The organism is Brevibacterium permense (assembly GCF_025506275.1).
In the GTDB taxonomy this organism is placed as follows: Bacteria; Actinomycetota; Actinomycetes; order Actinomycetales; family Brevibacteriaceae; genus Brevibacterium; species Brevibacterium permense_A.
Genome location: NZ_QYCP01000081.1, coordinates 55,371 through 80,661, shown reverse-complemented (window position 1 = coordinate 80,661; position 25,291 = coordinate 55,371). Strand labels below are relative to the sequence as shown.

General features: G+C 65.9%; 24 protein-coding genes. 11 read left to right on the top strand and 13 right to left on the bottom strand.

The annotated features are described in order from the left end of the window. The first annotated feature begins 297 nt into the window (after window positions 1–297). Window positions 298–1,860, top strand: a complete 1,563-nt coding sequence (locus D3I60_RS06670) for an 8-oxoguanine deaminase (RefSeq protein WP_262775355.1) — start codon at window positions 298–300, stop codon at window positions 1,858–1,860. Window positions 1,861–1,937: 77 nt separating this feature from the next. Here D3I60_RS06670 and D3I60_RS06665 read toward each other — a convergent pair whose 3' ends face one another. Further along, window positions 1,938–2,423 carry a hypothetical protein gene (locus D3I60_RS06665; protein WP_262775354.1) on the bottom strand — a complete coding sequence of 162 codons (486 nt, stop codon included), beginning with the start codon at window positions 2,421–2,423 and terminating at the stop codon, window positions 1,938–1,940. A 155-nt stretch (window positions 2,424–2,578) separates the two neighbouring features. On the opposite strand from D3I60_RS06665, the gene D3I60_RS19150 reads away from it, so the two are divergent. The 3 genes from D3I60_RS19150 to D3I60_RS06650 all read left to right on the top strand — a co-directional run bounded on the left by D3I60_RS19150 (window position 2,579) and on the right by D3I60_RS06650 (window position 5,408). Continuing rightward, window positions 2,579–2,779 carry a DUF2871 family protein gene (locus D3I60_RS19150; RefSeq protein ID WP_346659555.1) on the top strand — a complete coding sequence of 67 codons (201 nt, stop codon included), beginning with the start codon at window positions 2,579–2,581 and terminating at the stop codon, window positions 2,777–2,779. A gap of 82 nt (window positions 2,780–2,861) precedes the next feature. Then, on the top strand, window positions 2,862–3,629 hold the full coding sequence (locus tag D3I60_RS06655) for a type 1 glutamine amidotransferase (RefSeq protein ID WP_262775353.1): 768 nt from the start codon (window positions 2,862–2,864) through the stop codon (window positions 3,627–3,629). Window positions 3,630–3,755: 126 nt separating this feature from the next. Next, window positions 3,756–5,408, top strand: coding sequence for an alanine/glycine:cation symporter family protein (locus D3I60_RS06650; protein WP_262775352.1), 1,653 nt, complete (start codon window positions 3,756–3,758; stop codon window positions 5,406–5,408). A 54-nt stretch (window positions 5,409–5,462) separates the two neighbouring features. Here the strand turns inward: D3I60_RS06650 and D3I60_RS06645 are convergent, their stop codons facing one another. From D3I60_RS06645 to D3I60_RS06610, 8 genes are all read right to left on the bottom strand, one after another. Beyond that, window positions 5,463–6,305: a hypothetical protein gene (locus tag D3I60_RS06645; RefSeq protein WP_262775351.1), complete on the bottom strand. Its 843-nt coding sequence runs from the start codon at window positions 6,303–6,305 to the stop codon at window positions 5,463–5,465. Continuing rightward, entirely contained in the window at window positions 6,302–6,919 is a 618-nt protein-coding gene (locus D3I60_RS06640) for a DUF6114 domain-containing protein (protein ID WP_262775350.1), read from the bottom strand. The genes D3I60_RS06645 and D3I60_RS06640 overlap by 4 nt, the downstream gene beginning before the upstream one ends. Continuing rightward, entirely contained in the window at window positions 6,919–7,533 is a 615-nt protein-coding gene (locus D3I60_RS06635) for a DUF6230 family protein (protein ID WP_262775349.1), read from the bottom strand. Before D3I60_RS06635 ends, D3I60_RS06640 begins: the two co-directional genes overlap by 1 nt. 398 nt (window positions 7,534–7,931) lie before the next feature. Beyond that, window positions 7,932–9,476 carry an AbgT family transporter gene (locus tag D3I60_RS06630; protein WP_262775348.1) on the bottom strand — a complete coding sequence of 515 codons (1,545 nt, stop codon included), beginning with the start codon at window positions 9,474–9,476 and terminating at the stop codon, window positions 7,932–7,934. A 127-nt stretch (window positions 9,477–9,603) separates the two neighbouring features. Then, entirely contained in the window at window positions 9,604–10,425 is an 822-nt protein-coding gene (locus D3I60_RS06625; protein ID WP_262775347.1) for a creatininase family protein, read from the bottom strand. After that, window positions 10,422–11,105 (bottom strand): FadR/GntR family transcriptional regulator, encoded by a 684-nt coding sequence (locus tag D3I60_RS06620; protein WP_262775346.1) that lies wholly within the window; start codon window positions 11,103–11,105, stop codon window positions 10,422–10,424. The genes D3I60_RS06625 and D3I60_RS06620 overlap by 4 nt, the downstream gene beginning before the upstream one ends. Before the next feature lie 83 nt (window positions 11,106–11,188). After that, window positions 11,189–12,217 (bottom strand): alpha/beta hydrolase family esterase, encoded by a 1,029-nt coding sequence (locus D3I60_RS06615; RefSeq protein ID WP_262775345.1) that lies wholly within the window; start codon window positions 12,215–12,217, stop codon window positions 11,189–11,191. Window positions 12,218–12,360: 143 nt separating this feature from the next. Beyond that, the gene (locus tag D3I60_RS06610; RefSeq protein ID WP_262775344.1) at window positions 12,361–13,020 is read right to left on the bottom strand and encodes a GntR family transcriptional regulator; all 660 of its coding nucleotides are present in this window, start codon (window positions 13,018–13,020) and stop codon (window positions 12,361–12,363) included. Between the two features lie 178 nt (window positions 13,021–13,198). Between D3I60_RS06610 and D3I60_RS06605 the strand changes: the two genes are divergently transcribed. The 3 genes from D3I60_RS06605 to D3I60_RS06595 all read left to right on the top strand — a co-directional run bounded on the left by D3I60_RS06605 (window position 13,199) and on the right by D3I60_RS06595 (window position 18,380). Next, window positions 13,199–14,215: a 1-aminocyclopropane-1-carboxylate deaminase gene (locus tag D3I60_RS06605; RefSeq protein WP_262775343.1), complete on the top strand. Its 1,017-nt coding sequence runs from the start codon at window positions 13,199–13,201 to the stop codon at window positions 14,213–14,215. A 2-nt stretch (window positions 14,216–14,217) separates the two neighbouring features. After that, window positions 14,218–16,641 carry a transketolase-like TK C-terminal-containing protein gene (locus tag D3I60_RS06600; protein ID WP_262775342.1) on the top strand — a complete coding sequence of 808 codons (2,424 nt, stop codon included), beginning with the start codon at window positions 14,218–14,220 and terminating at the stop codon, window positions 16,639–16,641. A gap of 344 nt (window positions 16,642–16,985) precedes the next feature. Next, window positions 16,986–18,380 (top strand): NAD-dependent succinate-semialdehyde dehydrogenase, encoded by a 1,395-nt coding sequence (locus D3I60_RS06595; protein WP_262775341.1) that lies wholly within the window; start codon window positions 16,986–16,988, stop codon window positions 18,378–18,380. Window positions 18,381–18,517: 137 nt separating this feature from the next. On the opposite strand, the gene D3I60_RS06590 is transcribed toward D3I60_RS06595, so the two are convergent. Beyond that, complete coding sequence (locus D3I60_RS06590) at window positions 18,518–19,075, bottom strand: DUF402 domain-containing protein (protein WP_262775340.1); 558 nt, start codon at window positions 19,073–19,075, stop codon at window positions 18,518–18,520. Between the two features lie 54 nt (window positions 19,076–19,129). On the opposite strand from D3I60_RS06590, the gene D3I60_RS06585 reads away from it, so the two are divergent. Beyond that, window positions 19,130–19,489 carry an MFS transporter gene (locus D3I60_RS06585; RefSeq protein ID WP_262775339.1) on the top strand — a complete coding sequence of 120 codons (360 nt, stop codon included), beginning with the start codon at window positions 19,130–19,132 and terminating at the stop codon, window positions 19,487–19,489. Here D3I60_RS06585 and D3I60_RS06580 read toward each other — a convergent pair. Genes D3I60_RS06580 through D3I60_RS06570 form a run of 3 tightly spaced genes read right to left on the bottom strand, consistent with a single transcriptional unit; the run spans window position 19,478 to window position 20,828 of the window. Then, window positions 19,478–19,888, bottom strand: a complete 411-nt coding sequence (locus D3I60_RS06580) for a hypothetical protein (protein ID WP_262775338.1) — start codon at window positions 19,886–19,888, stop codon at window positions 19,478–19,480. The genes D3I60_RS06585 and D3I60_RS06580 overlap by 12 nt on opposite strands. After that, window positions 19,885–20,226, bottom strand: coding sequence for a DUF6204 family protein (locus D3I60_RS06575; RefSeq protein WP_262775337.1), 342 nt, complete (start codon window positions 20,224–20,226; stop codon window positions 19,885–19,887). Before D3I60_RS06575 ends, D3I60_RS06580 begins: the two co-directional genes overlap by 4 nt. Next, a complete protein-coding gene (locus D3I60_RS06570; protein ID WP_262775336.1) occupies window positions 20,223–20,828 on the bottom strand; it encodes a TetR/AcrR family transcriptional regulator in 606 nt (201 codons plus the stop codon). Before D3I60_RS06570 ends, D3I60_RS06575 begins: the two co-directional genes overlap by 4 nt. Window positions 20,829–21,036: 208 nt before the next feature. Here D3I60_RS06570 and D3I60_RS06565 point away from each other — a divergent pair, with 208 nt between their 5' ends. From D3I60_RS06565 to D3I60_RS06555, 3 genes are read left to right on the top strand one after another with little or no spacing between them, the layout of a single operon-like run. After that, on the top strand, window positions 21,037–22,677 hold the full coding sequence (locus tag D3I60_RS06565) for a class I adenylate-forming enzyme family protein (RefSeq protein ID WP_262775335.1): 1,641 nt from the start codon (window positions 21,037–21,039) through the stop codon (window positions 22,675–22,677). After that, entirely contained in the window at window positions 22,674–24,077 is a 1,404-nt protein-coding gene (locus D3I60_RS06560) for a beta-ketoacyl-[acyl-carrier-protein] synthase family protein (RefSeq protein WP_262775334.1), read from the top strand. The genes D3I60_RS06565 and D3I60_RS06560 overlap by 4 nt, the downstream gene beginning before the upstream one ends. Then, window positions 24,074–25,279 carry an acyl-CoA dehydrogenase family protein gene (locus D3I60_RS06555; RefSeq protein WP_262775333.1) on the top strand — a complete coding sequence of 402 codons (1,206 nt, stop codon included), beginning with the start codon at window positions 24,074–24,076 and terminating at the stop codon, window positions 25,277–25,279. The genes D3I60_RS06560 and D3I60_RS06555 overlap by 4 nt, the downstream gene beginning before the upstream one ends. Window positions 25,280–25,291 lie beyond the last annotated feature (12 nt).

Below are 25,291 nucleotides of genomic sequence, written 5' to 3'. Positions count from 1 at the left end.
TAAAGGAATACCATTTTCGCCGCAAGCCATTTTAGTGACCCGTGGCACATGTTAGAGTTCACGGCAGTCGCGTACTCATCCCTCGACGATCTACTGAACGTTCGCTCAGTTCGATGGTCTTGGATCATCGTACCGTCTCGCCGATAGGTGGGTACAGTCGGGGATCCCGGATGGGATACCGACCGGCGGAGCAGCAGACGCCGGAAAACCTGAGCTGGTGGCGTCAGCCCCAGTTCTGTCGCCACTGACCAATAGTGCGCGCTCGACGCGCACGGTTCAAGAGTGAAAGGCGACACGATGACCGACATCAATGGAACCGGCACACCGTCAGCAGAGAGTTTCTCGGCACCAGGAAGCTTCGCGGCTGCAGCAAGCTCACTGACTACAGGAGACCGCGCATCGAGGAACTCCCCGCTGCCGAGGAACTCCCCGGCTTCCGGGAACACATCGACCGCGCGACTGTGGCTGCGCGATCCGCTGGCCGTCCACCTCGGTGCCGGCGTCGATCCGAACCGGGCGGCGCGGGGAATCGTCATCGACCCAGTCACGGGAACTATCGTGGAACTCGTTCCCGCCGGTGGCGAACCCACCTCATCCGGGGCCGGCGGAGCCGCCGGTGACACGGCTGCCCTCGAAGTCATCGACGCCTCAGCGCATGTCATCACTCCCGGGCTGATCAATACGCATCATCACTTCTACCAGACACTGACCCGAGCATGGGCGCCCGTCGCCGACCTGCCGCTGTTCGGGTGGCTGCAGAACCTCTACCCGGTCTGGGCCAGACTGACACCGCACGCGCTCGAACTCGCCACGACCGTGGCGATGGCCGAGCTCCTCGAATCCGGATGCACGACTGCCGCCGACCACCACTACCTGTTCCCCACCGGCATGGACGAGGCCATCGACATCCAGGTCGACGTCGTCCGGAGACTCGGCATGCGCGCCATGCTCACCCGCGGGTCGATGTCCCTGGGCGAGGACGACGGCGGACTGCCCCCTCAGCAGACCGTCCAGGACTCGGAGGTCATCCTCGACGATTCCCGTCGCCTCGTCGAGACCTACCACCAGCGAGGGCCCGGCGCTCAGATCCAGATCGGCTTCGCCCCGTGCTCCCCGTTCTCTGTGACCACCGAGCTCATGCGCGAATCCGCCGCACTCGCTGCGGAACTGGATGTCCGCCTCCACACCCACCTGGCCGAGACCATCGATGAAGAGGACTTCTGCCGCGAGACCTTCGGCCTGCGCACCGTCGACTACCTCGAATCCGTCGGCTGGCTGGGGGAACGGACCTGGTTGGCGCACGGTGTGCACTTCGACGATTCGGAGATCGGCCGCCTCGGCGCGGCCGGTGTTTCCGTCGCGCACTGCCCGACTTCGAACATGCGGCTGGCCTCGGGGATCGCCCGCGCCGTCGAACTCGAGGACGCCGGAGTAAACGTCGGACTCGGTGTCGACGGATCCGCGTCGAATGACGCCTCGAACCTCATCCGCGAGGTCCGGCAGGCGCTCTACATCCAACGTCTGCGCTACGGCGCCGAGGCGGTCACCTGCGGCCGCGTCCTCGACTGGGCGACGAAGGGATCGGCGGCGGCACTCGGGCGCGGCGATCTCGGCACCATCGAGGTCGGCAAACAGGCCGACCTCGCAATGTTCCGCCTCGACGGCCTCGCTTTCTCCGGATCGCACGACCCGATCCCCGCGCTCGTCCTCTGCGGTGCAGAGAAGGCCGATCGCGTGATGGTCGGCGGTCAATGGCGGGTCGTCGACGGCCACGCCATCGGCGCGGACGGGCACGCGCTCGACAAAGAAGCGCTCATCGCTGCGCATCAGGAGGAGGCGCGCCGCCTCGTTGCGGGATGAGATCTGGGGCGGCGGTCGCCTCGGCGATCCTGAATCGGAGCCGTCCGCGCCTTGGGCACATATAGGCAGCCGGCGGCTCAGTCCTCGGGCTTGCGGAACACCTCGCGCAGGTGGTCGCCGGTGAGGAAGTCGCCGACGCCGATCATGACCAGGCTGAACACGATCTGCTCGGTGATCATCCAGACCGGGTAGAGGCCGGGGATCGCGGCCATGACGAGGGTGATGACGGGGAAGATCTGCGTGAACAGGCGCAGGCGCTGGTATCCCCAGTAGAAGCCCTTCGTTGCGCGCCAGAAGAAGTAGAAGAGGGTCACGGTCATGCCGAGGACGACGATCGTGCGCATCCACACGGCGAACGGCACCGGTTCGCCGGCCCTGGCGATGAGCACCGCGTAGACCACGGCTCCGAAGCCGAGTATGAGTTCGAACACGAGCAGCCAGGTGATCCACGTGAAGGCGCGTTTCGTCCTCGGCTGCTCGAGGCCGTCCGAGGGCACGACGATTCCGGCTTTCCTGCCGCCGGCGAGACGCTCGATCGTCGCGAGCAGAATCTCCATGGCCATGCCTCCAGGCTAGCGGGATCACGAGCTCCGGATCCGATATTCGGGACCTCAGGCCCCTGTGTGATGGAACATCAATCGAAAGTTGGGGATGCAATTCAATCCTGTGGGGTCAGGAAACCGCGCCCGCGCACTGATGAAGTGGAAGCACGAAGAAGATATTCAATGCAGCTCTCACGTACATGATCATCGGCGTCCTCTCGGGACTGTTCTACCGCGAGTTCACCAAGACCAACGATTTCCCCTCCGGTGAGTTCACGCAGCTCGGCCTCGTCCTGTTCTTCCTCGCCCTGCGGAAGAAGGTCGTCGCAGATAAGGCTGAGACCGGTGCCGCCGAGGCGACTTCGCTGTCGCGCTGATCGGCGCGGACGCCGGGACCGGCCGGCCGGAACAGGGGCCGCGCTGCCTCAGGAGTTCCGACTGGTGGGTGACAATGGTGGCATGAGCAGTGATTCCCCGCGCCGAGTGCGCATCCTCGCCATCGAACACGAACGTGGCACCGGACCGCAGCGGTTCGGTGAGTGGCTGGTCGACGCCGGCGCCGAGGTGGTGGTGACCCGCCCGTACCTCGGTGAGGCGATCCCGGAACGCGACTCGTTCGATGCGCTGATCGTCCTCGGCGGATCCGCCGGACCCACTGAGGATCTGGACAATCCGTGGTTTCCCGAGGTCAGAGACCTGCTTCGCCGGTCGATCGGCGGGGAATTCCCCAGTCTCAACATCTGCCTCGGCGGGGAGATGCTCGCCGTCGCAGGCGATGCTCCGATCACCCGCCGGGCGCACCCGCAGATCGGGACCTACGAACTCAGCGCCACCTCGGCGGGGGACTCCGACCCCGTCTTCGGATCACTGGCCGGTCGGAGTCTGCCGTCCGTGCTGTTCCACCAGGAGGAGATGGCGCTGCCCACCGGGGCAGAACTGCTTGTGACCGGCTCCGATGCTCCGGTCCAGGCCTTCCGCCTCGGAGAATTCGCGTGGGGCACCCAGTTCCATCCGGAGACCGATGCCACGCAGATCGCTCGCTGGCTGGACGGCAATGATCTCGCCCTGCCCGCCGGCAAGACCGAGGACTCGATCATCGCCGAGGTCGAGGCTCACGACTCAGCCCTCGTCGACAACGGTCGGCGGTTGGCTCGGTCCTTCGTGGAATTCCTGGAGAGCAGGCGCTCGGTGCGGAACCGATCCTCGGTGTCGCGGATGACCATGTGAGAACCCTGTGAACAGAGACCTTTATCTGAGCGAAAGCTGAAAAAAGGCTTGGCGATTGTTAGGTTGATCACGGGTGCCGGTCCCGGACCAACCCTCCGGACGAACGGCAATCTCGCACCCGCAGATATGACTTTCACAACTGAACATCTCACCCAGACCGCCGTCGAGCCCGACCTCGCCGCCGCCGGAGTCGACGAGGCCATCGAATCCTTCCTCGGACCCGCGGCGCAGACCTTCAGCAACATCGTCTTCTTCGAACTGCAGATCGGCTCGCTCGGGATCCCGCTCATCGTCGTGTGGCTCATGGCCGCAGCCGTCTTCCTCACTTTCTACCTCCGTTTCCAGCCGATCACCGGACTCCGCTACTCCGTCGGAATCATCCGCGGCCGCTTCACCCGTAAGACCGACCCGGGCCAGGTCTCGAGCTTCCAGGCGCTCGCCACCGAACTCTCTGGCACCGTCGGGCTGGGCAATATCGCGGGCGTGGCTGTGGCGATCACCATCGGCGGCCCTGGTGCCGCCCTGTGGATCATCATCTTCGGCTTCTTCGCCATGACCGTGAAGATGGCCGAGGCGACCCTCGGAGTGAAATACCGACAGATCAATGACGACGGCAGCGTCTCCGGCGGTCCCATGTACTACCTGCGGGCGGGGCTCGCCGAGATCGGTCGGCCCAAGCTCGGGAAGTTCCTCGCCGGGTTCTATGCCCTCACCGCCGTGCTCGGTGTCATCGGCGCCGGCAACCTGTTCCAGGCGAATCAGGCGGCCGCGATCATCGTTGACGCCACGGGCAGCGAGTCGAGCTTCTTCGCCGACAAACTATGGCTCATCGGTGCGATCATCGCCGCGCTCACCGCCCTGGTCATCCTCGGCGGGATCAAGAAGATCGGACAGTGGACCTCGAAGCTGACTCCCCTCATGGCGATCCTCTACTTCGTCTCGATCGTCATCATCCTCGTCCTCAACGCCGGGCAGATCCCTCACGCCTTCGCCCTCATGTTCACCGGGGCCTTCAGCCCCAGCGGAGTCGCCGGAGGTGCCGTGGGCGTGGCGATCGTCGGCATCCAGCGGGCGCTGTTCTCCAACGCGGCCGGCATCGGATCGGCCGGTATGGCCCATGCCGCGTCGAAGACGACGAAGCCTGCCACGGAAGGATTCGTGGCGATGTGGGAGCCCCTCATCGACTCCGTCATCATCTGCACCCTGACCTCGCTGGCGATCATCACCACAGGTCTCTATTCCGAGAGCACCGAGGACGGTATCGGCCTGACGGCGCAGGCGTTCGCCACAGTGTCGGGCTGGTTCCCGATCCTGCTCACCGTCGCAGTGGTGCTCTTCGCCTTCTCGACGATCCTCGCCTACGGATACTACGGTCAGCAGGCGCTGGGGTATCTGACGAAGAACTCGAAGTTCGCTGACAAGGCCTACCAGGTGTTCTGGATCCTCGCCGTCATCGTCGGCGCCTCGATGTCGCTCGATTCGGTCATCGCCTTCTCTGATGCGATCTTCTTCCTCATGGCATTCCCGAATCTGCTCGGCATCTACTTCCTGGCCCGCATCCTCCGCCTCGAGATCCTGCGGCTGCGCACGAAGATCGATGTCGGCGTCATGCGGGAGATCAGTCCCGTCGAGCTCCAGGTCGGGATGGGCGACCATGAGCCCACCCCGGAGCAGATCAGGGCCGCCGAGGCGGGGCGCAGGCGCAAACGCGACAAGCTTCGTGAAGTGCGCGATACCCTGCGTCGGAAGAAGCGGGAACGCGAGAAGGCCGCGGACTGAGTCCGCGGCCTTCGGGTCTTTCCGCCTCGGCGGGCTCACTGTCTCATCGCACGATCAGTCTTCGACTTCCTTGAGTTTCTGATCGGTGTTCGAGTAGGCGATCGAGTCAGCGGTGGATCCGACGAGCCCCATCGTCACGCGCAGCAGTCCGGGCTTGACGTCATCCATGGGCGGAGGGGTCTCTGGCCCGATGGTCAGCGACTTTCCGTCCTTCGTCGTGGCGGTGATCGACCCGATGTACGTAGTGACATCGCCACTGAGCGTCATCGTGTCGGCCTTCGTCACCAGCCCTTCGTGCTCTTCGGGGGGTCGAACCGTGAGTGAGAAGCCGGTGATCTTGATCTCATCGGCCTGGATCTTCAGCACCACGATGGACCCGCCGTCAGCGGTGGGCACTGAGACGAAGGAGATGCTCTTCAGCCCTTTGAACGAAAGGGCCTCCGAGCCCATTGCGGCCGGAGTCTCCGTGAAGACCGGCGCGTTCTCATCCATCTGTGCATCGGACGGGAACTCGCCGTTGCCCTCTTCCTCCGAGTCCTCATCCTCGTCCTCGGTCGGGTCGTCGCTGGGCTCATCGAGTCCCAGACCACCCGGGTCCGTAGGTTCGTCGGACGGTTCCTCCGTCGGGTCCTCGCTCGGTTCATCCGTGGGGCCCGGTGCGGGCAGCGAGGGGTCCGACGTCGGTGGATCACTGGGTTTCACCGGCATTCCGGGCGACAGGCTTCCCGCAGGCGAGGAGTCCTTGGCCTTGGCGGAGTCCTCGTCATCGCAGGTGCCCACGAGTGAGCACAACGGTGACGAATGGGCGGCTGCCACCGAACCTGCCCCGAGAGTCGTCGGGAGGATCAGGACAGCTGCCGCGAGGATTGAGGCCGTGCGGCGGCTGGGTGCCCTCATGCAGTCTCCCCCTCAGCAGCTTCGGACTCCTTCGGCCCGCGCGGTCCCATCCATGCGACGATCAGGATCGCGCCGATGGTGGACAGCAGCATGCCGATGATGAACCCGCCGAGGTTCACTCCGATGAGTGAATAGACTGCGAGGACGAGAGCGATGATCCCGTAGAACACATGATGCGTCGGACGGAAGATCGACAGCAGAGCGAGGACGACGATGGCGATCGGAACGACCGTCGCCTGCAGACCCTCGATGCCGAACTGGATCTGCATATTGCCGAGGTCCAGCTGACCGGAGAAGAACAGCTCGATTCCGCCGAGGACGGCAAGCACGCCTCCGATGAAGGGACGCTGCCGACGCCAGTGCTTGAACCCCTGGCGCTTCGTCTCGGCGCCTTCGGTCATCTCGGCTCCCTCGCTGTTGTCAACATCCCCCGTCTCCGATGTCGGGGCGGCGAATTCTGCCGTCTCGACGCCGGATTCGGAGAGGTCGCTCTGTTCGTTGGCGCGTCGACTCCGCCGGGACAGCGCAAGCAGGCTCGTCTTCTGCACGGTGTCCTCCTGTTCGGCGGCCCCCCGTTCATCGGTCGGCTGCCCGTTGGCTGCTGAGTCCCTCATCAGTCGCACTGCTCAGATCCGTCGGTGAGCTTCAGCGACATGTCCTTGAGGGTGAAGACCGAGGCCGTGGTCGACCAGGAATCCTGCTTGAGGTCCTTGATGTCGACGGTGTCGGCGTCCTGCGAGAAGTCGCCCTTGCTGCCCTTTTCCTTCGTGTTGACGTCGGAGGCATCGACGCCGATCCGGATGTTCTTGAATTCCGCATCGCCCTTGAGCCCGGTCATGCCGATCTGCAGATCCTTCGCCGAGGCGGGGGTGCCCTTGCCGCCCGCCTTGATGAGGATGCCGACCTTGCCAAGGGGGGTTTCCTGGACTGCCGACTGGCAGAGGTTCTCCAGGGTCGCATCCTTGATGTTCGCGGTGACGACGGCGTGCTTGCCGCCCTCGGCGTCCTTGGCGACTCCGCTGTACTGGGAGAAGCCGGTTCCCTCGAGCTGCGTCGAGGAGATCTTGAACTGAGTGCCGGAAATGGCGAACGACACCGGCACCGCGCCCTGGGCCACCCCGCCCATGAGCATTGCTGAGACGACCCCCGTGGGAATTGCGACCATGGCGATGCGACCGGCATGGGATGAGACGAGCCTGCGGATGAGGCTGGGATTGCGGAACTTCATTGATCCTCCTTGACCACCGACGGCATGGTCGGCATCGGCATGTGACGTAAGTTACTACGGGGTGTTACCAGACAGTATCGCGGGTGAAGTTTGAGCGTCAACATCCTAAATCGACGGCGCCTTCCCGGGACAGCGTCCAGGCGGTTGAGCGGGCCGGTCCAAGGTGGCCCGGTCGGCACCTGAGGCTCATCATCCTTGCAGGTCAGGTTGCGTACTCGGAGCCGTCTTCCGTGTGAGCTCAATCACTCCAAGCGCCCCGGGGGATCCGTCGCGGGCGGTGGAATCCGCGTGGGAGGTGTGCGTGAACAAAACTTTCAAAACTCTTCGGCGAGAGCCGCACGCAGGGCGATGATCCGCGGAGTCCGGGCACTTCCGCGCCGGATCGCCGGCGGATGCGGTCAGCGCACCGGCGCATCGGGACCGAGCGGAATGCCCAGACCCCACCACAGGAAGAACAGCATGCTCCAGCTGATCGTCATGCACACGGCCAAGGGCAGGGTGTGAGAGGCGAGCGTGCCGATGCCGGCACTCTCCTGATACTTCTGCATGAAGCCGAGCGCGAGGATGAAGTACGGGCTCATCGGGGTGATGGCCGTCGACCCTGAGTCGGCGATGCGGAAGATCGCCTGCGAGGTCTCCGGCGGAACCTCGAGGAGCATGAGCAGCGGCACGATGACCGGGGCCATGATCGCCCACATCGCCGAACCGGAGGTGATGAGCACGTTGACGATGGAGAGCACGAGCAGGACGAGGATGAACACCACCCACGTCGGCAGGCCGAGGCCGGTGAAGAGTTCGGACACGGAGACCGAGACGAGCATGCCGATGTTCGTCCACTCGAAGTACTCGAGGAACTGGGCGATGGCGAAGAAGAGGACGAGGACACCGGAGATCGAGGCGAGCCCCTGACCCATGAGCTTCGGGACGTCCGACCAGGTCTCGATCGTGCCCTCGCGGAAGCCGTAGACGATGCCGCCGATGCCGAAGAGCATGGCGATGAGGAAGGCGATTCCGGTGAGGAACGGGGACTCGCCGAAGGGGCCGTCACCACGCAGCGGCGCACCGTCTGGGACGACGAGGACGACGATGGCGATGATCGCAGCGATGACGGCGAACATGGCCAGGCGCAGGGCCTTGTGCTCCTTGTCGGTGATGACGAGGTCTTCGTGTTCGGCATCTTCGTCGGCTTCGAGGTTGTCGCGCTTCATGAGCACGAGCTCGGTGACGATCGTGATGACGATGGCCAGCAGGATGGAGCTGGCGATGTTGAAGTACCAGTTGCCGATCGGAGTGACGATGTAGTCGGGGTCGATGATGTTCGCTGCGGCGGTCGTGATGCCCGCGAAGATCGCATCGTTGGGTGTCGGGATCGGGCTGGCGTCGTAGCCGGAGGCGATCGAGGTGTAGGCGACGATGACGCCGAGGACGGGGGAACGGCCCACGGCCTTGAAGACCATTCCGCCGAGCGGGACGAGGATGACATAGGCCGTCGCCGAGGCGACGTGGGAGACCGTGCCCATGAACGCGACCGTGAAGACGATGAGTCCGGCCGGGACGCGGGCGATCGAGACTTTCATCGCCGTTGACAGCAGACCGGTGCGTTCGGCCAGGGCCACGCCCATGATGACGACCATGATCGTGATGAGCGGTGGGAAGGTCTCATAGGCGTCGAGCGCGGTGTTCACGGCCATGGCGATGCCGTCGCCGCTGAGCAGATTGTTCACCGGGGTCCAGTCCCCGGTGCCGGGATCCTCGACTCCCGCGCCGGCGAGGGAGAGGACGAGGCTGAACACGGCGAGGATGGCCGCGAGGATCCAGAACAGCCAGAAGGGGTTCGGCAGCTTGTTGCCGACGACTTCGATGACGTTGAGGGCGCGGATGACCAGCGGAAGCTTCTCCTGCTCGTCGGTCTGCGGAGTATCGGTGGTCTGGGTCGGTTTCATTGTGAGCTCCTGAGAGTCCAGTCAGGTCCTTCGGGCAGGGTCCACCAGGGCATGGTGATTACGGCGCTGGAATCGGGTGATCTGTGGTGGGGTGCGGGCCGGGCGGCCGGTCAGTGAGAAGCGGGCGTCACAGTCTCTGCAGCTCCTGACAGTAGGCGACGAGTCGGTCGACGACCTCGCCGAGGATGTCCTCCCCGGCCGAGGCCGTGGCAGTCCGTGGATCGCCGAGGACGCCGTTGTCGGCGTAGCGGTCGAATGTCACCGCTGTTGACGGTGATTTTGTTCGTGAGAGCCGGGCACGTGGGTCGAGATCGTCGAGCCGGGTGGCGCCGGGGTTGAGGTGGCCTGAGTCGACGAGGGATTCGTCGATGGCGAGCATCTGCGAGGTCTCGGACTCTCCGCAGTGGCCGCTGACCTCGGTGCGCGGCAGCTGGGCGGTCGCCTCCGTGGCCAAGGCGGAGACCGGAGCATAGGCGAAGACGAAGTCCGGATGGGTGGCGAGCAGGGACTGTTGGATCACGCCGAGCGCGGCGAGGTTGCCGCCGTGACCGGTGATGACGAGGAGTCTGTCGAAGCCGGCATCGGCGAGCTGACGCACGATCGAGGAGACGAGGTCGATGAACAGCTGCGGGCCGATGTTGATCGTGCCTGGCAGGAAGCGGTGGTGTGGGGAGACGCCGTAGTCGATGCTCGGCAGGACGAAGGCGCTGCCCGCTCGAACCTGATCCCCGTTGGCGCTGTTGCGGAGCCGGTCGACGACAGCGCGTGCGACGTGGGCGGCGCGGATGTTGTCGGTGCCCAGGGGCAGTCCGTCGCCGTGCTGTTCGCAGGCGCCGACGGGAAGGACGAGCAGGCTGTTTCGGTCCTTCGCGAGTTCGACCTCCAAAGATGTGAGTTCGGCGTACTCGCGGATATGCGGGCGGATCTCGGAGATCGTCGGGCGGCTCATCGCTGGGGTCCTTCTTCGTCGGCCCAGCCGGCGAGGACGGCGGTCTTGATGGCCTCGAGGTGCTTGCGGGTGCGGTGGGAGGCTTCGAAGCCGTCGCCGCGACGGATCGCATCGAGGATGTCCGCGTGTTCGTCGTGGTCGCGCAGTCTGTCGTAGCTCGTGCGCGCCGCCTGCTGGGTGCGGGAGTGGATGGCCAGCAGGGACACGAGCATCTCGTGCAGAGCGCGGTTGCCTGAGGCGCGAGCGAGTTCGACGTGGAAATGACCGGCCGGTACCGCGGTCTCGACCTGGAGGGCATTGTCGAGTGCCGACTCCATGGAGGACACGGCGTCAGGTTCCTGGACGGTCGCTGCGAGCTCGGCGATTCCGGGCTCGATGGCGATGCGAGCGTCGAGGAGTTCGACGGCCGCGGCGAGATCGACGGGCACATAGTGCGGGTTGTCGAGGATGCGGCGGTTGATCGCTTCGCGGACGTAGGTGCCCGATCCGTGCTTGAGTTCGACCGAGCCCGTCGCTTCGAGCCGGCGCAGTGCCTCTCGGACGGTGGGCACGGTGACCTCGAAGCGTGCGGCGAGGACCTTCGCGGAGGGCAGGGTCTGCCCGGGCTGGAGGTTCTCGGTGCGGATGGTGTCGACGATTTCACGTGTGAGGCGTTCGACGAGTCCGGCGGTGGACGGCATGGTGCTCTCCTTCAAGTGTTTAAGTCATCTAATCACTTTGAGTGATGTGTGTCAACGGTCACTTTCGGGGCGGATCCAGTTGGTCACTTCTGGGCGGGCCCCTGCGTTGCTCCCGGGTGGCTGTAGAAGAAGTCCCAGACCGCTTCCGTGGCCGAGAAGTCCTTCGTGACGTATCCGCCTCCGCTGTAGACGACCTCACCCGGCCAGACGTGACCGCCGTCGGCGACGGAGTAGAGCTCGACTGCGGCGGACCTCTCGCCGGACTTGCCGACCGCGCGGCTTCCCGCTCCGCCTTCCGTTTGGCACCGCGTCCACTGAATGCGCACCACGTCTTCGCCCCTGCGTCCGACCTGGCGTTCCTTCGTTCTCGTGCAGCCGGAGGCCTCCGCCCAGGGTTGGATCCATTCGCGGACTCCCGGGTAGTCCTCGCCTTGGCGGTGGCCGCCCTCGAAGTGCATCGTCGCGTCCCCGGTGCCGTGGATCGCGAGCATCGGTGTGGGCGTCGAGTAATCGCAGCCCTCTGTCGACTGCGGATAGTAGGCGCCTGCGACGGGGGCGAAGGCGGAGAAGCGATCGCGCAGGTGACAAGCGAGGACGGAGACCATGCCGCCGCCGTTCGACTTGCCTGTGGCATAGACCCGATTGAGGTCGATGCAGTGCTCGGATTCGATCGAATCGAGCAGCTCGGCGACGAACGCGACGTCATCGGCGCCGCTGGCATACGGGGCGCCCTGCCAGGAGCGTTTGCCGTCGCCTTCGTCACCGTCGGGGAAGACGGTGATCGTGGGCAGGGTCGGCAGCCCCGTGTAGTTCTGGAATTCGGCACCGTCGGACCCGTTGCCGTGGAATCCGAGGACGAGCGGCAGGGGAGTCGCGATCTCGTAGTCGCGCGGGATGTTGATCCGATAACTGCGCTCGCCGTCTTCCGTGGAGATCGTCCTCTCGTCGTTGCCCGGCTTCTGCTCTGTGCCGCAGCCGGCCGACGGGGCGGCCGGCATCGGCGATGCCTTCGCGCCGGTGCCCGTTGCTGGTCCCGCGGTGCCCGTCAGCAGGGCAAGGCTTGCGGCGGCCGCGAGCAGAGTGATCGTGCTGCGTTTCGTCATTGATGACATCGTCAGTCCTTTGATCGTCGGTGATCGTGGTGAGGACTCTAGCACAAGTCATCAGATGACTAAATGAGTTGGCTATGACGGTGGCGTCGTCGAGGAGGCCGTGGTGTTGCCGATCCGGAATCCGGAGCCGGAAGGTGTTCGACTCAGGTCGTCTGCGGCGAATCCCCTTCGATGGTCGACCAGTTCGCCTTCGTCAGTGCGACGGCATGCGCATGCTCACCGGCACGGACGGCGGTGATGATCTCGGTGTGCTGCTCCGGTGAGGCTGATCCTTTCACCGATTCGAAGTGCAGGAACTCCGCTCGGCGCAGAGTGGCGGTGACGACCTCGAGGTGATCGGGAATGAGGGGATTGCCGGATCGGGTGAGGGCCACCTCGTGGAAGTCGTCATCGGCCGCAATCGCCGCCTCGGCGTCGCCGGCCGCGAGGGCCGCACCCAAACGGTCGTTCGCCTGCCCCATCTCATTCAGAGCCGCCTCGTCGAGAGCCGGGAAGGCGAGGTCGATCGCCAGGCCGTGGAGTTCGGCGGCGATCTGCCGGGCCGCGAGGATGAGCTCGGGATCTTCTGGGGCCACGCGCGTCATCCGGCCCGGCTCCGCGACGACGAGTCCGGCCTGCGCCAACCGTTGAAGCGCCTCGCGCACGGGAGTTCTGGAGACCTGGAGCCAGGCGCCGAGCTCCTGATCGCGCAGCTGTTCCCCCGGGGCGAGCTGGCCGCGGACGATAGCGTCGCGGATCGACCGATAGACGTCATCGCGCAGCAGGCTGCGCTGCGGGGCGGGGGAATCCGTGGGGATCGGCACGCTCGGTCACCTTGTCTCTGAGTGGGTAGGTCTCGTCCCGCGGGATGGGACTCGAACTCTGACCCATTGTAACCATCAGCAGAATGCAATATATTGCATATCACTGGATGCGATCCAGGACACATCGCACGAGAGAGCGATCGCCCCGAAGCGAACGCTTCAGAGAACAGAGGACATCATGGCCATCACCGACTTCGAACGCTACCCACTCACCTTCGGGCCGAGCCCAGTGCACGAGCTCCCGCGACTGAGCGACCACCTCGGCGGGGCCCGGGTCTGGGCCAAACGGGAAGACGTCAACTCCGGACTCGCCTTCGGCGGCAACAAGACCCGCAAGCTCGAGTACATCGTCCCCGACATCCTCGCCTCCGGCGCGGACACGCTCGTGTCCATCGGCGGCTACCAGTCCAACCACACCCGCCAGGTCGCAGCCGTCGCCGCTCACCTTGGACTGAAGGCACGCCTTGTGCAGGAACGCTGGGTCGACTGGGAGGACCCGGTCAACGACAAGGTCGGCAATATCGAACTCTCGCGCATCATGGGTGCCGACGTCCGCCTCGACTCGGCCGGATTCGACATCGGCATCCGCTCGAGCTGGGAGAACGCCCTGGCCGAGGTCGAAGAATCCGGCGGCAAGCCCTACCCGATCCCGGCCGGCGCCTCCGAACACAAGTTCGGCGGACTGGGCTTTGCGAACTGGGCGTATGAGGTCGCCGAACAGGAGAAGGAGCTCGGCGTCTTCTTCGACACCATCGTCGTGTGCACCGTGACCGGCTCGACGCACGCCGGAATGATCGCGGGCTTCGCGGCCCTCGAAGCCGCCGGCGGACGTCCCCGCAAGGTCATCGGCATCGATGCCTCGGCCACGATCGAGAAGACCCGCGACCAGGTGAAGAGGATCGCGAACACCACTGCCGAACTCATCGGCCTCGGGCGTGAGATCACCGATGACGACGTCGATATCCGCACCGGTTGGGAGGGACCGGCCTACGGCATCCCCGACGAGTCGACCGTGAGCGCGATCCGCACCACCGCCCGTCTCGAAGGCGTCATCCTCGACCCCGTCTACGAGGGCAAGTCGATGGCCGGGCTCCTCGACCTCGTCGGCGACGGAACGATCGGCAAGGATTCCACCGTCCTCTACGCCCACCTCGGCGGACAGCTCGCGCTCAACGCCTACTCGTCGATCTTCTGACGATGACGACCGCGCAGGAGCCGACGGCTCAGGAACCGGACCGCCACCAATTCGAGACTTCCCTGCAGGTCAGCCCGCCGGGGACGAACGACCGTCCGCTGCGGGCCTCGGCCTCCGGCGATGAGGGGGTCCTCGACGAGATTGCCCAGCGGGTGCTGTGGTTGGCAACCTCGATCATCGACCGCGCCAACCGGGGGCGGACGAACCCGGACGGGGTCAAGGTCGGCGGCCACCAGTCTTCCTCGGCCTCGATGACCGGGATCATGACGGCGCTGTGGTTCACGCGACTGCGCTCGATCGACCGCGTCTCGGTCAAACCGCATGCCTCTCCCGTCCTCCATGCGATCAACTATCTGCTCGGCGACCTCGGCGAGGAATTCCTCGATTCGCTGCGCAGCCGCGGGGGACTCCAGCCCTACCCGTCGCGGACGAAGGACCCGGACACGGTGGACTTCTCGACCGGATCCGTGGGCATCGGCGCGACCGCCCCGATCTGGGCGGCGCTGTCCCACCGCTACGTCTCCGACCGGTTCCCCGAGACCCCGGAAGCCGGCCGGTTCTATTCCCTTCTCGGGGACGCGGAGATGGACGAAGGCGCGGTGTGGGAGGCGATCATCGATCCGGAGGTGCGCAGCCTCGGCGAGATCGTGTGGATCGTCGATCTCAACCGGCAGTCGCTCGACCGGGTCATCCCCGACGTCCAGATCCGCCGACTGCAGGGCATGTTCGACGCAGCCGGCTGGCAGGTGCTCACCTGTCCGTGGGGGCGCCGCCTCCAAGCCGTGTTCGCGGCCCCCGGCGGTGAGGTGCTCAAGAATAGGCTCGTGCAGATGCCCAATCCCGAATACCAGCGGCTGCTGCGCGCCCATCCGTCCGAAATCCACGACCGGCTGCTCTCGGGGCTCACCGACACCGAGGCGGCCGCCCTGTCCGCGGTCATCGACGGCTTCGACGCGGACGGTCTCGCCTCCCTCATCCGTGATCTGGGCGGACATGACCTCGGCCAGCTCATCTCGACTTTCGACGCGATCGACGACGACCGGCCGACGGTGGTCTTCGCCTATACGATCAAAGGCAAGGGGCTGGCCACGGAGGGGCATCCCGGCAACCATGCCGCGCAGCTGACCGAAGCGCAGATGCGCGAACTCGCGGCCGCCTCGGGGATGGACCTCGATGAACCGTGGGTCACCTTCGCTCCGGACACCCCGGCCGGCCGGTTCTGTGCCGAGACCGCGCAGCGGCTGCGACGGGAGCCGGTGGCCGGTCATGCCGTGGCCGAGGTGCCTGCCGAACTCGGCTTCACTCCGCGGCCGACGATCTCCACGCAGGCCGCACTCGGTCGGTTCCTCTCCGACCTCAAGAACGTCGCCCCCGAGGTGGCTCAGCGGGTTGTGACCCTGTCACCGGACGTCGCGACGTCGACGAACCTCGGCGGATGGATCAACAAGACCGGGATCTGGTCCCCGGCGGGCCGGCATGACTGGTTCTCCGATGATCGGGAACGAGTGCTGCGGTGGCAGGAGGGCACGAGCGGACAGCACATCGAGCTCGGCATCGCCGAGGTCAATCTCGTCTCATTGGCTGGGGAGCTCGGATCCACCGGGCAGCGCTGGGGACAGCCGCTGCTGCCGATCGCCACGATCTACGATCCCTTCATCAACCGGGCCCTGGAGCCCTGGACCTTCAGCCTCTACGCGGGTGGGCGTTCGATCATGGTCGGCACGCCCTCGGGTGTGTCGCTCGCTCCGGAAGGCGGGGCGCACCAGTCGTTCAACACGCCTTCGGTCACTCTGGAGATCCCGGGCCTGACGAGCTGGGAGCCGGCCTTCGCCCAGGACCTCGAGTGGACCCTGCTCGAAGCGCTGCGTGAACTCGCCGACCCGGACGGCGACTCCGCCTACTTCCGGCTGACGACGAGGCCCGTGGCCCAGGAACTCGCGAGCGTGCCCGAGGATCCGCTGCTGCGGGAACGTCGCCGTGACCAGGTCATCGCCGGCGGCTACCGGCTCTCCGCCAGACCGGCCGCCGAGGATGAGGTCACCCTCGTCGGTGCAGGGGCCATCATGACCGAGGTGATCGCCGCGGCGGCCCGGCTGGAATCCCTGGGAGTGCGGGCAGGAATCGTCTGCCTGAGCTCCCCGTCGAAGGTGTTCCGGTCGATGCAGGAGCGGTTGCAGGTCCGCTCGAGTATCCGCTCTGCCATCGCCGACGAACTCTTCCCCGCAGAGCATCCGGCACCCTTGGTCACCGTCCTCGACGGACACCCGCACACCTTGTCGTTCCTGTCCGGAGTGCGCGGGGATCGCACACGGAACCTCGGGGTCACCGAATTCGGCCAGGCATCCTCGGTGGGGGAGGCCTATGAGATCCACGGGATCGACACGGACTCGATCGTGCGCGCCGGACTCGACCTCGTGGGACGGTGAGCTCTCGCGACGCGAGGTGAACCGTTTCGGTCCTCTGGTTCGATGAACAGGGACCGGAGCGGATCCTCTCGCCGAGGAGGGTGGTCCCCGATCGAAGCTGGGGTTCTCTCGTCGCGAGTCCGGTTCGGATTTCGTCGTGATCGGTTCGGAATCCGCACCGCCTCGGCGAGGGAATCACGGTCGACCTGGGACTGAGGATTCCCCCAGGTTTCGGCACTTGTTGCGCGGGTCACGTATTGATAGCGTGGGTGGCAGGCATACGCATTCCGTCGATTCGGGCGGCAATCAGGTATGCAATTGCTTCAGCGGCGCCAACAGGCGCACACAAGTCAAAGGAGTCTGGAATGAGCAACGTAGGCAGTGCTGCAGGCGGCTACCGTGTCGAGAACCCGGCAACCGGTGAGGTCGTCGAGAAGTTCGACCATGCCACCGACGAAGAGGTCCAGCAGGTCCTCGAATCCGCGCACAAGGGCTACCTCGAATGGCGTGAGAAGACGATCGAGGAACGTGCCGAGGTCGTCAACAAGGTCGCCGCTCTCTTCGGTGAGCGCAAGGAAGAACTCGCGAAGATCATCGCCGAGGAGATGGGCAAGCCCACCGCCGAAGGTGAGGAAGAGGCCGAGTTCTGCGAGGCGATCTTCAACTACTACGCCGACAACGGACCGAAATTCGCTGCCGATGAGCCGATCGAATCGATGTCGGGCGGCAAGGCCTTCATCCAGCGCCGCCCCGTCGGCCCGCTGCTGGGCATCATGCCCTGGAACTTCCCCTATTACCAGGTCGCCCGCTTCGCCGCACCGAACCTCGTGCTCGGCAACACGATCATCCTCAAGCACGCGGAGATCTGCCCCCGCTCCTCGGCGAAGATCGCCGAGATCATGAAGGAAGCCGGCATCCCCGAGGGCGTGTACAACAACATCTACGCCACGCATGAGCAGATCGAGACGATCATCGCCGACGACCGCGTCGAGGGCGTGTCCCTGACCGGTTCCGAGCGCGCAGGATCCGCCGTGGCCGCGACTGCGGGCAAATACCTCAAGAAGGCCGTGCTCGAGCTCGGCGGCTCCGACCCCTACATCGTCCTCGACACCGATGACATGGATGAGGCCGTCGACACCGCCTGGGGCACCCGCCTGTACAACACCGGCCAGGTCTGCAACGCGAACAAGCGGATGATCGTCATGGACGACATCTACGACGACTTCGTGTCCGGTCTGACCGAGCGCGCCCAGTCCTGGGAGAAGGGCACCCCCGCCGAGGCGGGCGACGGCAAGTACTCGCCCCTGTCCTCGCGTTCGGCCGCCGAGAACCTGCGCAAGCAGCTCGACCGTGCCGTCGAGCAGGGTGCGACCCTCGTCGGCGGCGAGCTCGCCACCGATGGCTCGGCCTATGTCTCCCCGGCCGTGCTCACCGGAGTCACCTCGGAGATGGACGCCTACCGCGAAGAGCTCTTCGGGCCCGTGGCCACCGTGTACAAGGTCAGCAGCGATGACGAAGCACTGGCCCTGGCCAATGACTCGCGCTTCGGTCTCGGTGGTGCCGTGTTCGCCAAGGATGAGGAGCGTGCCGCGAAGCTTGCTCAGCGCCTCGACGTCGGCATGTCGAACGTCAACACCCCCGCCGGTGAGGGCGCGGAGATCCCGTTCGGCGGCACGAAGCGTTCGGGTTTCGGCCGCGAGCTCGGCCCCTACGGCATGGACGAGTTCGTCAACAAGCGCATGTACTACGTGGCTGACTGACTGAGTCCCTGCGGGGACTTGCTGCCGCGGGCGATATTCGTCCGAGCGGTGATGGAGCGTCGAGACGACGGTGTACGCACCGTTGCCTCGACGCTCCATCGTCGTTTCAGGGGTGGGTCCAATGCTCTCCGGGTGGCTCAGCTTGCGTCGGAGAACATTCCGGCTTCGCGCGCGAATTCGAGTTCGTCCTCGTCCTTGAGCTGGTAGATGCCACCTGAATCGACGACGATGTCGAGGACGTGGTCGGAGGTGAGGACGCCCGTGTCGAAGCGGGTGAAGGGCTCTTCGAGGTTGACGTAGAAGGAGTCGCGACGGGCCGGGGTGGGCGAGTTTGCCTCGGTGGTCGGTCCCGTGCGGTCCTCGAAGAACCACACCGAATAGTCGACTCCCGGTTGGAAGACGGCGACGATTCCCGGTCCCTGCCACCGTTTGAGGCCCTGGGCCCGCGGGGCGCCGAAGCGGGCGGGTCCGTCAGCGGTGCGGATTCCCGAGCCGTCGGCGAGCACATGATGGAGCATCCTCGTCCCCGACTCCAGCCAGACGGCCAGGTGGTTCTCGTCATCGGCGATGACCGTGACGGGGCGTTGGTCGTACAGTCCTGGGTGCGCCGGGTTGGTGTAGGTCCACAGGATCTGGTCGCCGTATCGCCAGCGTGGTTCGCCTGCCCGTTCGTCCCGGCTCTTTGCTCCGCTCATGCTCTCATTCTCTCGGCCCGGTGTGTGCGTGAGCCGAGGAATGAGGCGAGGCTGATGCCGAGAGTGCTCGTCCTCGGCCTGTGCGCCGGCTACTTCCTCGTCCTCCTCGACGTGACTGTTGTCAATGTCGCCCTGCCCCAGATCAATTCGGACCTCCAGGCAGGGCAGTCGGGAATGGCCGGAGTCGTCAATGCCTACACCATCGTTCTCGCGGCGCTGCTGCTGCCGTTCGGGGCGATAGGTGACAGGTGGAGCCATCGCTGGGTCGTCGTCTTCGGGTTCCTCTGCTTCTTCGTCGGCTCACTGGCCTGCTCGCTGTCGACGACGATCACGCTGCTGGTCGCTGGCGCGGTCGTCTGCATCCAAGTGCAGCGGAAGACGGGTCAGCCTCGTCCGTGCCCTTCACTTCGATGAAGCCGAACGGTTCGGGCTCACGCTCGCGATCACCTCTGCCGGACTGAGCTCGGAATCGGTGAACCAGCGGGCAGCCGCCTTCTCGGCAATGCCTTCTGCTTGATCGATGAGGTGGCGGCCGCTGTCGGTGAGGGAGAACTCACCGGACTCTGCACGTGAGAGCCAGCCGAGCTTGACGAGTGGGCCGCTGGAGCGGATGGTCTGCGACCGTGCCTCACCCATCGCCTCGGCGAGGTCCTCCCTGGTCAGGCCCTGTGGATGTGTCCCGATGATGCGCAGTCGACGAAGATCATCGAGCGACAGGCCGACGCGGGCCAGGGCAGCTCCGACTGTCGTATCGAGCGCACTCTTCGCCCAGGCGACGGTCAGCGCTGCGTCGAGGTTGGGTACCGCGTTCATGACCGCCTCCGCGAACGTGTCTTGATGTCCTCGACGCACACTGCGGAGACCTCGGTGACGGTACCTGCGAAACCGCGGCGGTCGAGGTCGTTGGCGGCGAGCTCCTCGCCTCTGAGCTTGGCCAGCACCTCGGCGTCATCGGGATCGGGCTCGTCGACGTCGATGAGGAATCGATGCTGGAAGAACACGAGCTCCGGCGTGTAGAGAAAGGTCCCTTCGGGTGTGAAACGGGCGGCGAACATGTCGTGCTCGGACTGCGCCGCACGGAGGCGGCGGCGCTGCTCGTCGTCGAGGTCGGCAAAGCGGCCGCGGACGGTGATGCGATAGTTCCACGTCATGAGGCAGTCTCCTGGATGCGGGTGGCGTGATCGAAGATGGCGACGATCTCTTCGGCAGCGATGTCGCCGTAGGTGGGCACCGCGGTGTCGAGGACCGAGCGCAACGTCAGGGCCATCGTCGTGGGATCGAAGCTGCGCATCTCGCCTCGGCGCTGTCCGTCCTCGAAGAGCGCGACGAGGTCGGCGACCGATTCGGTGGCGCGTTCGCCATAGCTGGCTGCTCCCGGTGCGCGCCTGGCGAGATGGCCGACGGAGGCGATGATGGCGGCAGCCCGCGCGGGGTGTCGCCGGCAGTAGGCGATATGCGTCGAAATGTACTCCGCCAGCCTGTCGTTCGAGCTCGCGGTCGAATTCAGTGCGCGGCCGAGCTCGGGGCCGAGTTCGCCGACGATGGACTGCACCACGGCGGCGGCCAGGTCCTCCTTGTCGGAGAAGTTTCCGTGGACGGCGCCGCGGCTGAACCCGGCGTTCTCGGCCACCGCGACGAGCGAGGTTTCGGCGACACCGTGGTCGGCGAAGAGCGAGATCGCCGATTCGATGAGTCGCTGGCGAGTCGCTTCCTGACTTTCTCTGCGCGTCATGCGCTGTGGTGCTGAGCTCATGACTTCAAGATACATCAATGTATCTGAATACTGCAAAGTATGCGAACAGACCGGGCGGAAGCGGGCCGGGGACCCCTCCAAGGTCACAGCCGTCCGAGTCGCTTCTATACTGAGGATCGGTGCCCGGGGTCTGCCGGTGACGGTCGAGGATCGGGCACGTGCCGGCCCGGGATCGGGCCCGCGAGGTACGAATTCGAGGAGGACGGAATTGCCCATCACGTCGAGGATCCTCGAGGTTGCGGCCACCTATCCGGACCAGTTGGCCATCGTCGGAGGCCACTCTGGCAGCCCTGCCCCAGAGGAGAGCGCCGACTCAGCCGAGGGCACACGAGCCCCACGTTCCCTCACCTACGCGCAGCTCGTCCGTGATTCGACCACGATGTTCGCCGCCGTCGACGCCCTCCACCGTGCCCAGTCCGACCCTCCGAATCCTGCTCCCGAGACCCACGGCATCCCGATCACGGCAGTGAGCCTCACCTCGGCGTTCGAGACCTCCCGCATCATCGCGGGGCTCGCCGGTTTCCGCGCGGTCTCGGCCACCATCGACCCCCGCTGGCCGCTCGAACACCAGGTCGGAGTCATCACGACCACCGGAATCGGCCTCGTCATCAGCGACTCGACCCGCCTCGCCGAGGCGCTCGCCATCGCCGGTTGGACCGGAACCGTCATCACCGCGACCGACTTCCAGGCCCGCGAAGCCGCCATCGACCCCGCAGATACCGCACCGCCAACCGTCCGCGCGGCGTCCGAGCCGTTCCTCATGCTCTTCTCCTCCGGCACGACGAGTAACCCGAAGGCCTTCATCAAGACGCGCCAGCAGTACCGCGACAACGTGGCTGTGTCCTCGGCCCACCTCGAACCCTTCGCCGGAGTGGCTACCCTGGCGCCTGGCCCCGTGTCCTACAGCCTCACCCTCTACGCCGTCATCGAAAGCCTCGCCACCGGCGGCAGCGTCCACGTCGCCGACGACTTCGACCCGTTCGCGATGGGCTCGCGCATCACCGACGAAGCCATCACCCGCATCGTCGCCGTGCCCGCCGTCGTCAAGGCCCTCGCCGAGGCGGCACGCCGAACACCTGAGAACTTCCATGGTCTCGACCTCGTCGTCACCGGAGGAGCGAACCTGCCCGCCTCCATCCGCTCGGCACTCGCCGACGTCCTCCCCGACGCCCGGCTGATCAGCTACTACGGTGCCGCCGAGATCGGATTCATCGGCGACAGCCGCGACGGCGACGGCACCTGGATCTCGATCTACGACACCATCGGCGTCGAGGTCCGCGACGAATCCGGTGCCCGGCTGCCAGACGGAGAGATCGGCACGGTCTGGATCAGGGCCGCCGCCTGCTCGGGCGGCTATGTCACCGGCACCACCGACGCTCAGCTGAGACGCCCCGACGGCTGGGCCACTGTCGGTGACCAGGGACGGATCGAAAACGGACTCCTCCAACTCGCCGGAAGGGCCGGTGACATCGCAATCACCGGAGGACACAAGGTGTCCCTGCCCGAGGTCGAAAGAGCCTTCGAAGAATTCGACCGCGAGGATCCGCGGTCGGGGAAGGGCCGCCTCGGCGAGGTCTGCGCGATCGCGCTGCCCGACGACGGTCTCGGCGGCATCGTCGCCCTCGTCATCGAACCTGGTGCTCTGAGCTCCGGGAGCCATGACGGGCATGGCGAATCGACTCTGCCCGACAAAGCAACACTGCTCGACCACGCCCGGGCGGAACTGGCCCCGCAGTTCGTGCCGCGACGGTTCTACTTAATCGACCGGCTGCCGCGGACCGTCGGCGGGAAGATTCGACGCCACGAAACCGTTGACCTGGTTATGAGCGGAAAGGCACAACGGCTGTGAACGCATCCCGGAGCAATCGGCATCGGCCAGATGGCGTGCGCGAGGTCGTCATCACCGGACTCGGCGCCATCACCCCGAGCGGCCAGGACCCCGAAACCCTCTGGCAGTCTGTGCGCAGCGGCACCAGTGCTATCGACATCCTCGCAGGTGAGCAGTTCGACGACCTCGCCGTGCGGATCGGCGGGCAGATCAAGGACTTCGACGCCGAGGCGGTTCTGCCCCGGGCGCTCGCCCGCCGGCTCAGCCCCGTCCAGCATTGGGCCATCGCCGCGGCCGACCAGGCGATGCGCGCAGGCGGAGTCGAATCCGCGGCCGAGTCCCTGCCCTGGGACCGCGACCGCACGGCAGTCATCACTGCCACCGGCTCCGGACCTGTCGACGCCATGCAGGAGGCAACGCGCCGCCTCGACGCGGACGGCTCCCGGTCCGTTCCGCTGACCCTGTCCATCCACGGAGCACCAGACTCCGCGGCGGCGCTCATCAGCCAGCGCTTCGACCTGCGCGGACCCGGACAGGGAGTCTCGGCGACGTGCGCCTCCGGGGCGATCGGCCTCGGCGAGGCGATGCGCCGCATCCGCCACGGCTACGCCGACGCCGTGCTCGTCGTCGGCATGGAGGACTGCCTCGGCCCGGTCAATCTCGCCTCGAACGCGAACATGCGCGCGCTCGCCGCCGGATTCGAAGACGATCCGGCCGCCGCCAGCCGCCCCTTCGACCGGACCCGCAACGGCTTCGTCATGAGCCAAGGTGCGGCCGCGATCCTCCTCGAATCCGCCGACTCGGCGGCCTCACGTGGGGCTACGTGGCTGGCCGAGCTCGCCGGATTCGGTGCCGCCAGCGATGCCCACCACCCGACGAACCCGCATCCGCAGGGACGGGGAGCCGCCTCGGCGGTGGTCCAGGCGGTGAGAGACGCAGTGCTGGAACCCGGCGATATCGACCACATCAACGCCCACGCGACGAGCACACCAGCCGGCGACCGAGCCGAACTCGCTGCCTTCGATGCCGCCCTGGGGGAGGTCGGACGGACGATCCCGATCTCGGCCACGAAATCGACGACGGGGCACCTGCTCGGCGCATCGGGGGTCATCGAGGCGATCATCGCGACCCTGACGATGCGTGACCAGACGCTGCCACCGACGCTCAACCTCGACGACAACGAGTTTCCCGAATGGGATATCGTCGCAGGTCACGCCCGTGAGATGGGCGGTGGACCGAACCTCGCCGAGGCGGCCGTGAACACTGTGCTGTCCACGTCGTTCGGCTTCGGCGGGCACAACGGCGCGATCATTCTGCGCCGCACCGCCGCGACTCCCTCAGCAGAGGTGACCGACCCCTCGACAGACGCAGATGACCCCTCGACAGACGCGGATGACCACTCGACGAAGGAGAGACGATGACCGACCGTGAGACGCGCGTGAGCGAACTCGCCGCGCGGTACCTGCCCGATGATGTGCTCGAACGCTTCCGGGAGCGGGCGGACGTCTATGACCGGGAGAACCGATTCTTCGACGAGGATCTCACCGAACTCAAGGAACTCGGCTATCTTCAGCTGTTCGTCCCGCAGTCGAATGGCGGGCCGGGGCTGAGCCTGTTCGAGGTCACCCGACTGCAGCAGCGGCTGGCAGCGGCGGCGCCCGGAACGGCTCTGGCGATCAATATGCACCTCATGACCACCGGAGTGGTCAAGGCGCTGGCCGACCGCGGCGACGACTCGCTGAACTGGGTGTTCGACGAGGTCAGGGCCGGTGAGATCTTCGCCTTCGGCATCTCGGAGCCTTCGAACGACTGGGTCCTGCAGGGCTCGAACACCGAGGCGGTGCCGACGGCCGACGGCGGATACGAACTGACCGGGGTGAAGATCTTCACCTCGCTGTCACCCGTGTGGACCCGGCTCATCGTCCACGGTGCCGTGGCCTCCGACGACGACGGGATCGCCGGTCCCGATGCGGATGAGCCGGCCGAGGGGCAGCTCGTCTACGGATTCATCGAACGCGATGCGCCCGGGATCACGGTCTCCGACGAGTGGGATGTGCTGGGAATGCGGGCCTCTCAGTCTCGGGCGACGATCCTCGACCACGTGCCGATGAAACCCGAACGGGTCTCACGCGTCATCCCCGCCGGCAAGCACCCTGACCTGCTCACCTTCGCGATCACGAGCAACTTCCAGCTGCTCATCGCCGCCGTCTATGCCGGAGTCGCGGCCCGTGCGCTCGAGCTGGGCGCCGCCGGGCTGCACAAGCGGAAGTCCGCGAAGTCCGGTGTCACCTTCGCCGAGGTACCCGAGGCACGGACGCGCCTGGCCGATGCGCATCTCGACTTCATGCCCGTGACGGCGATGATCGACGCCTACGCTCGGGACTTCGACGACCTCATCGACCACGGCGCCGGGTGGCCGCTGCGCCTGGTGGGAGCGAGGATCAAGTCCGCCGAGGCGGCCCGCCGAAACGCAGAGACCGCACTGATGTGCACGAGCGGCAGCGGATTCGGCAACCAGCACGAACTCTCCCGCCTCTTCCGCGATGCCACGGCCGGACTCTTCCACCCGCCGAGCGCCGACGCAGCACGTCCCATGTACGCGGCTGCACTGCTCGACGGGTGAGGTCGCGCTGAT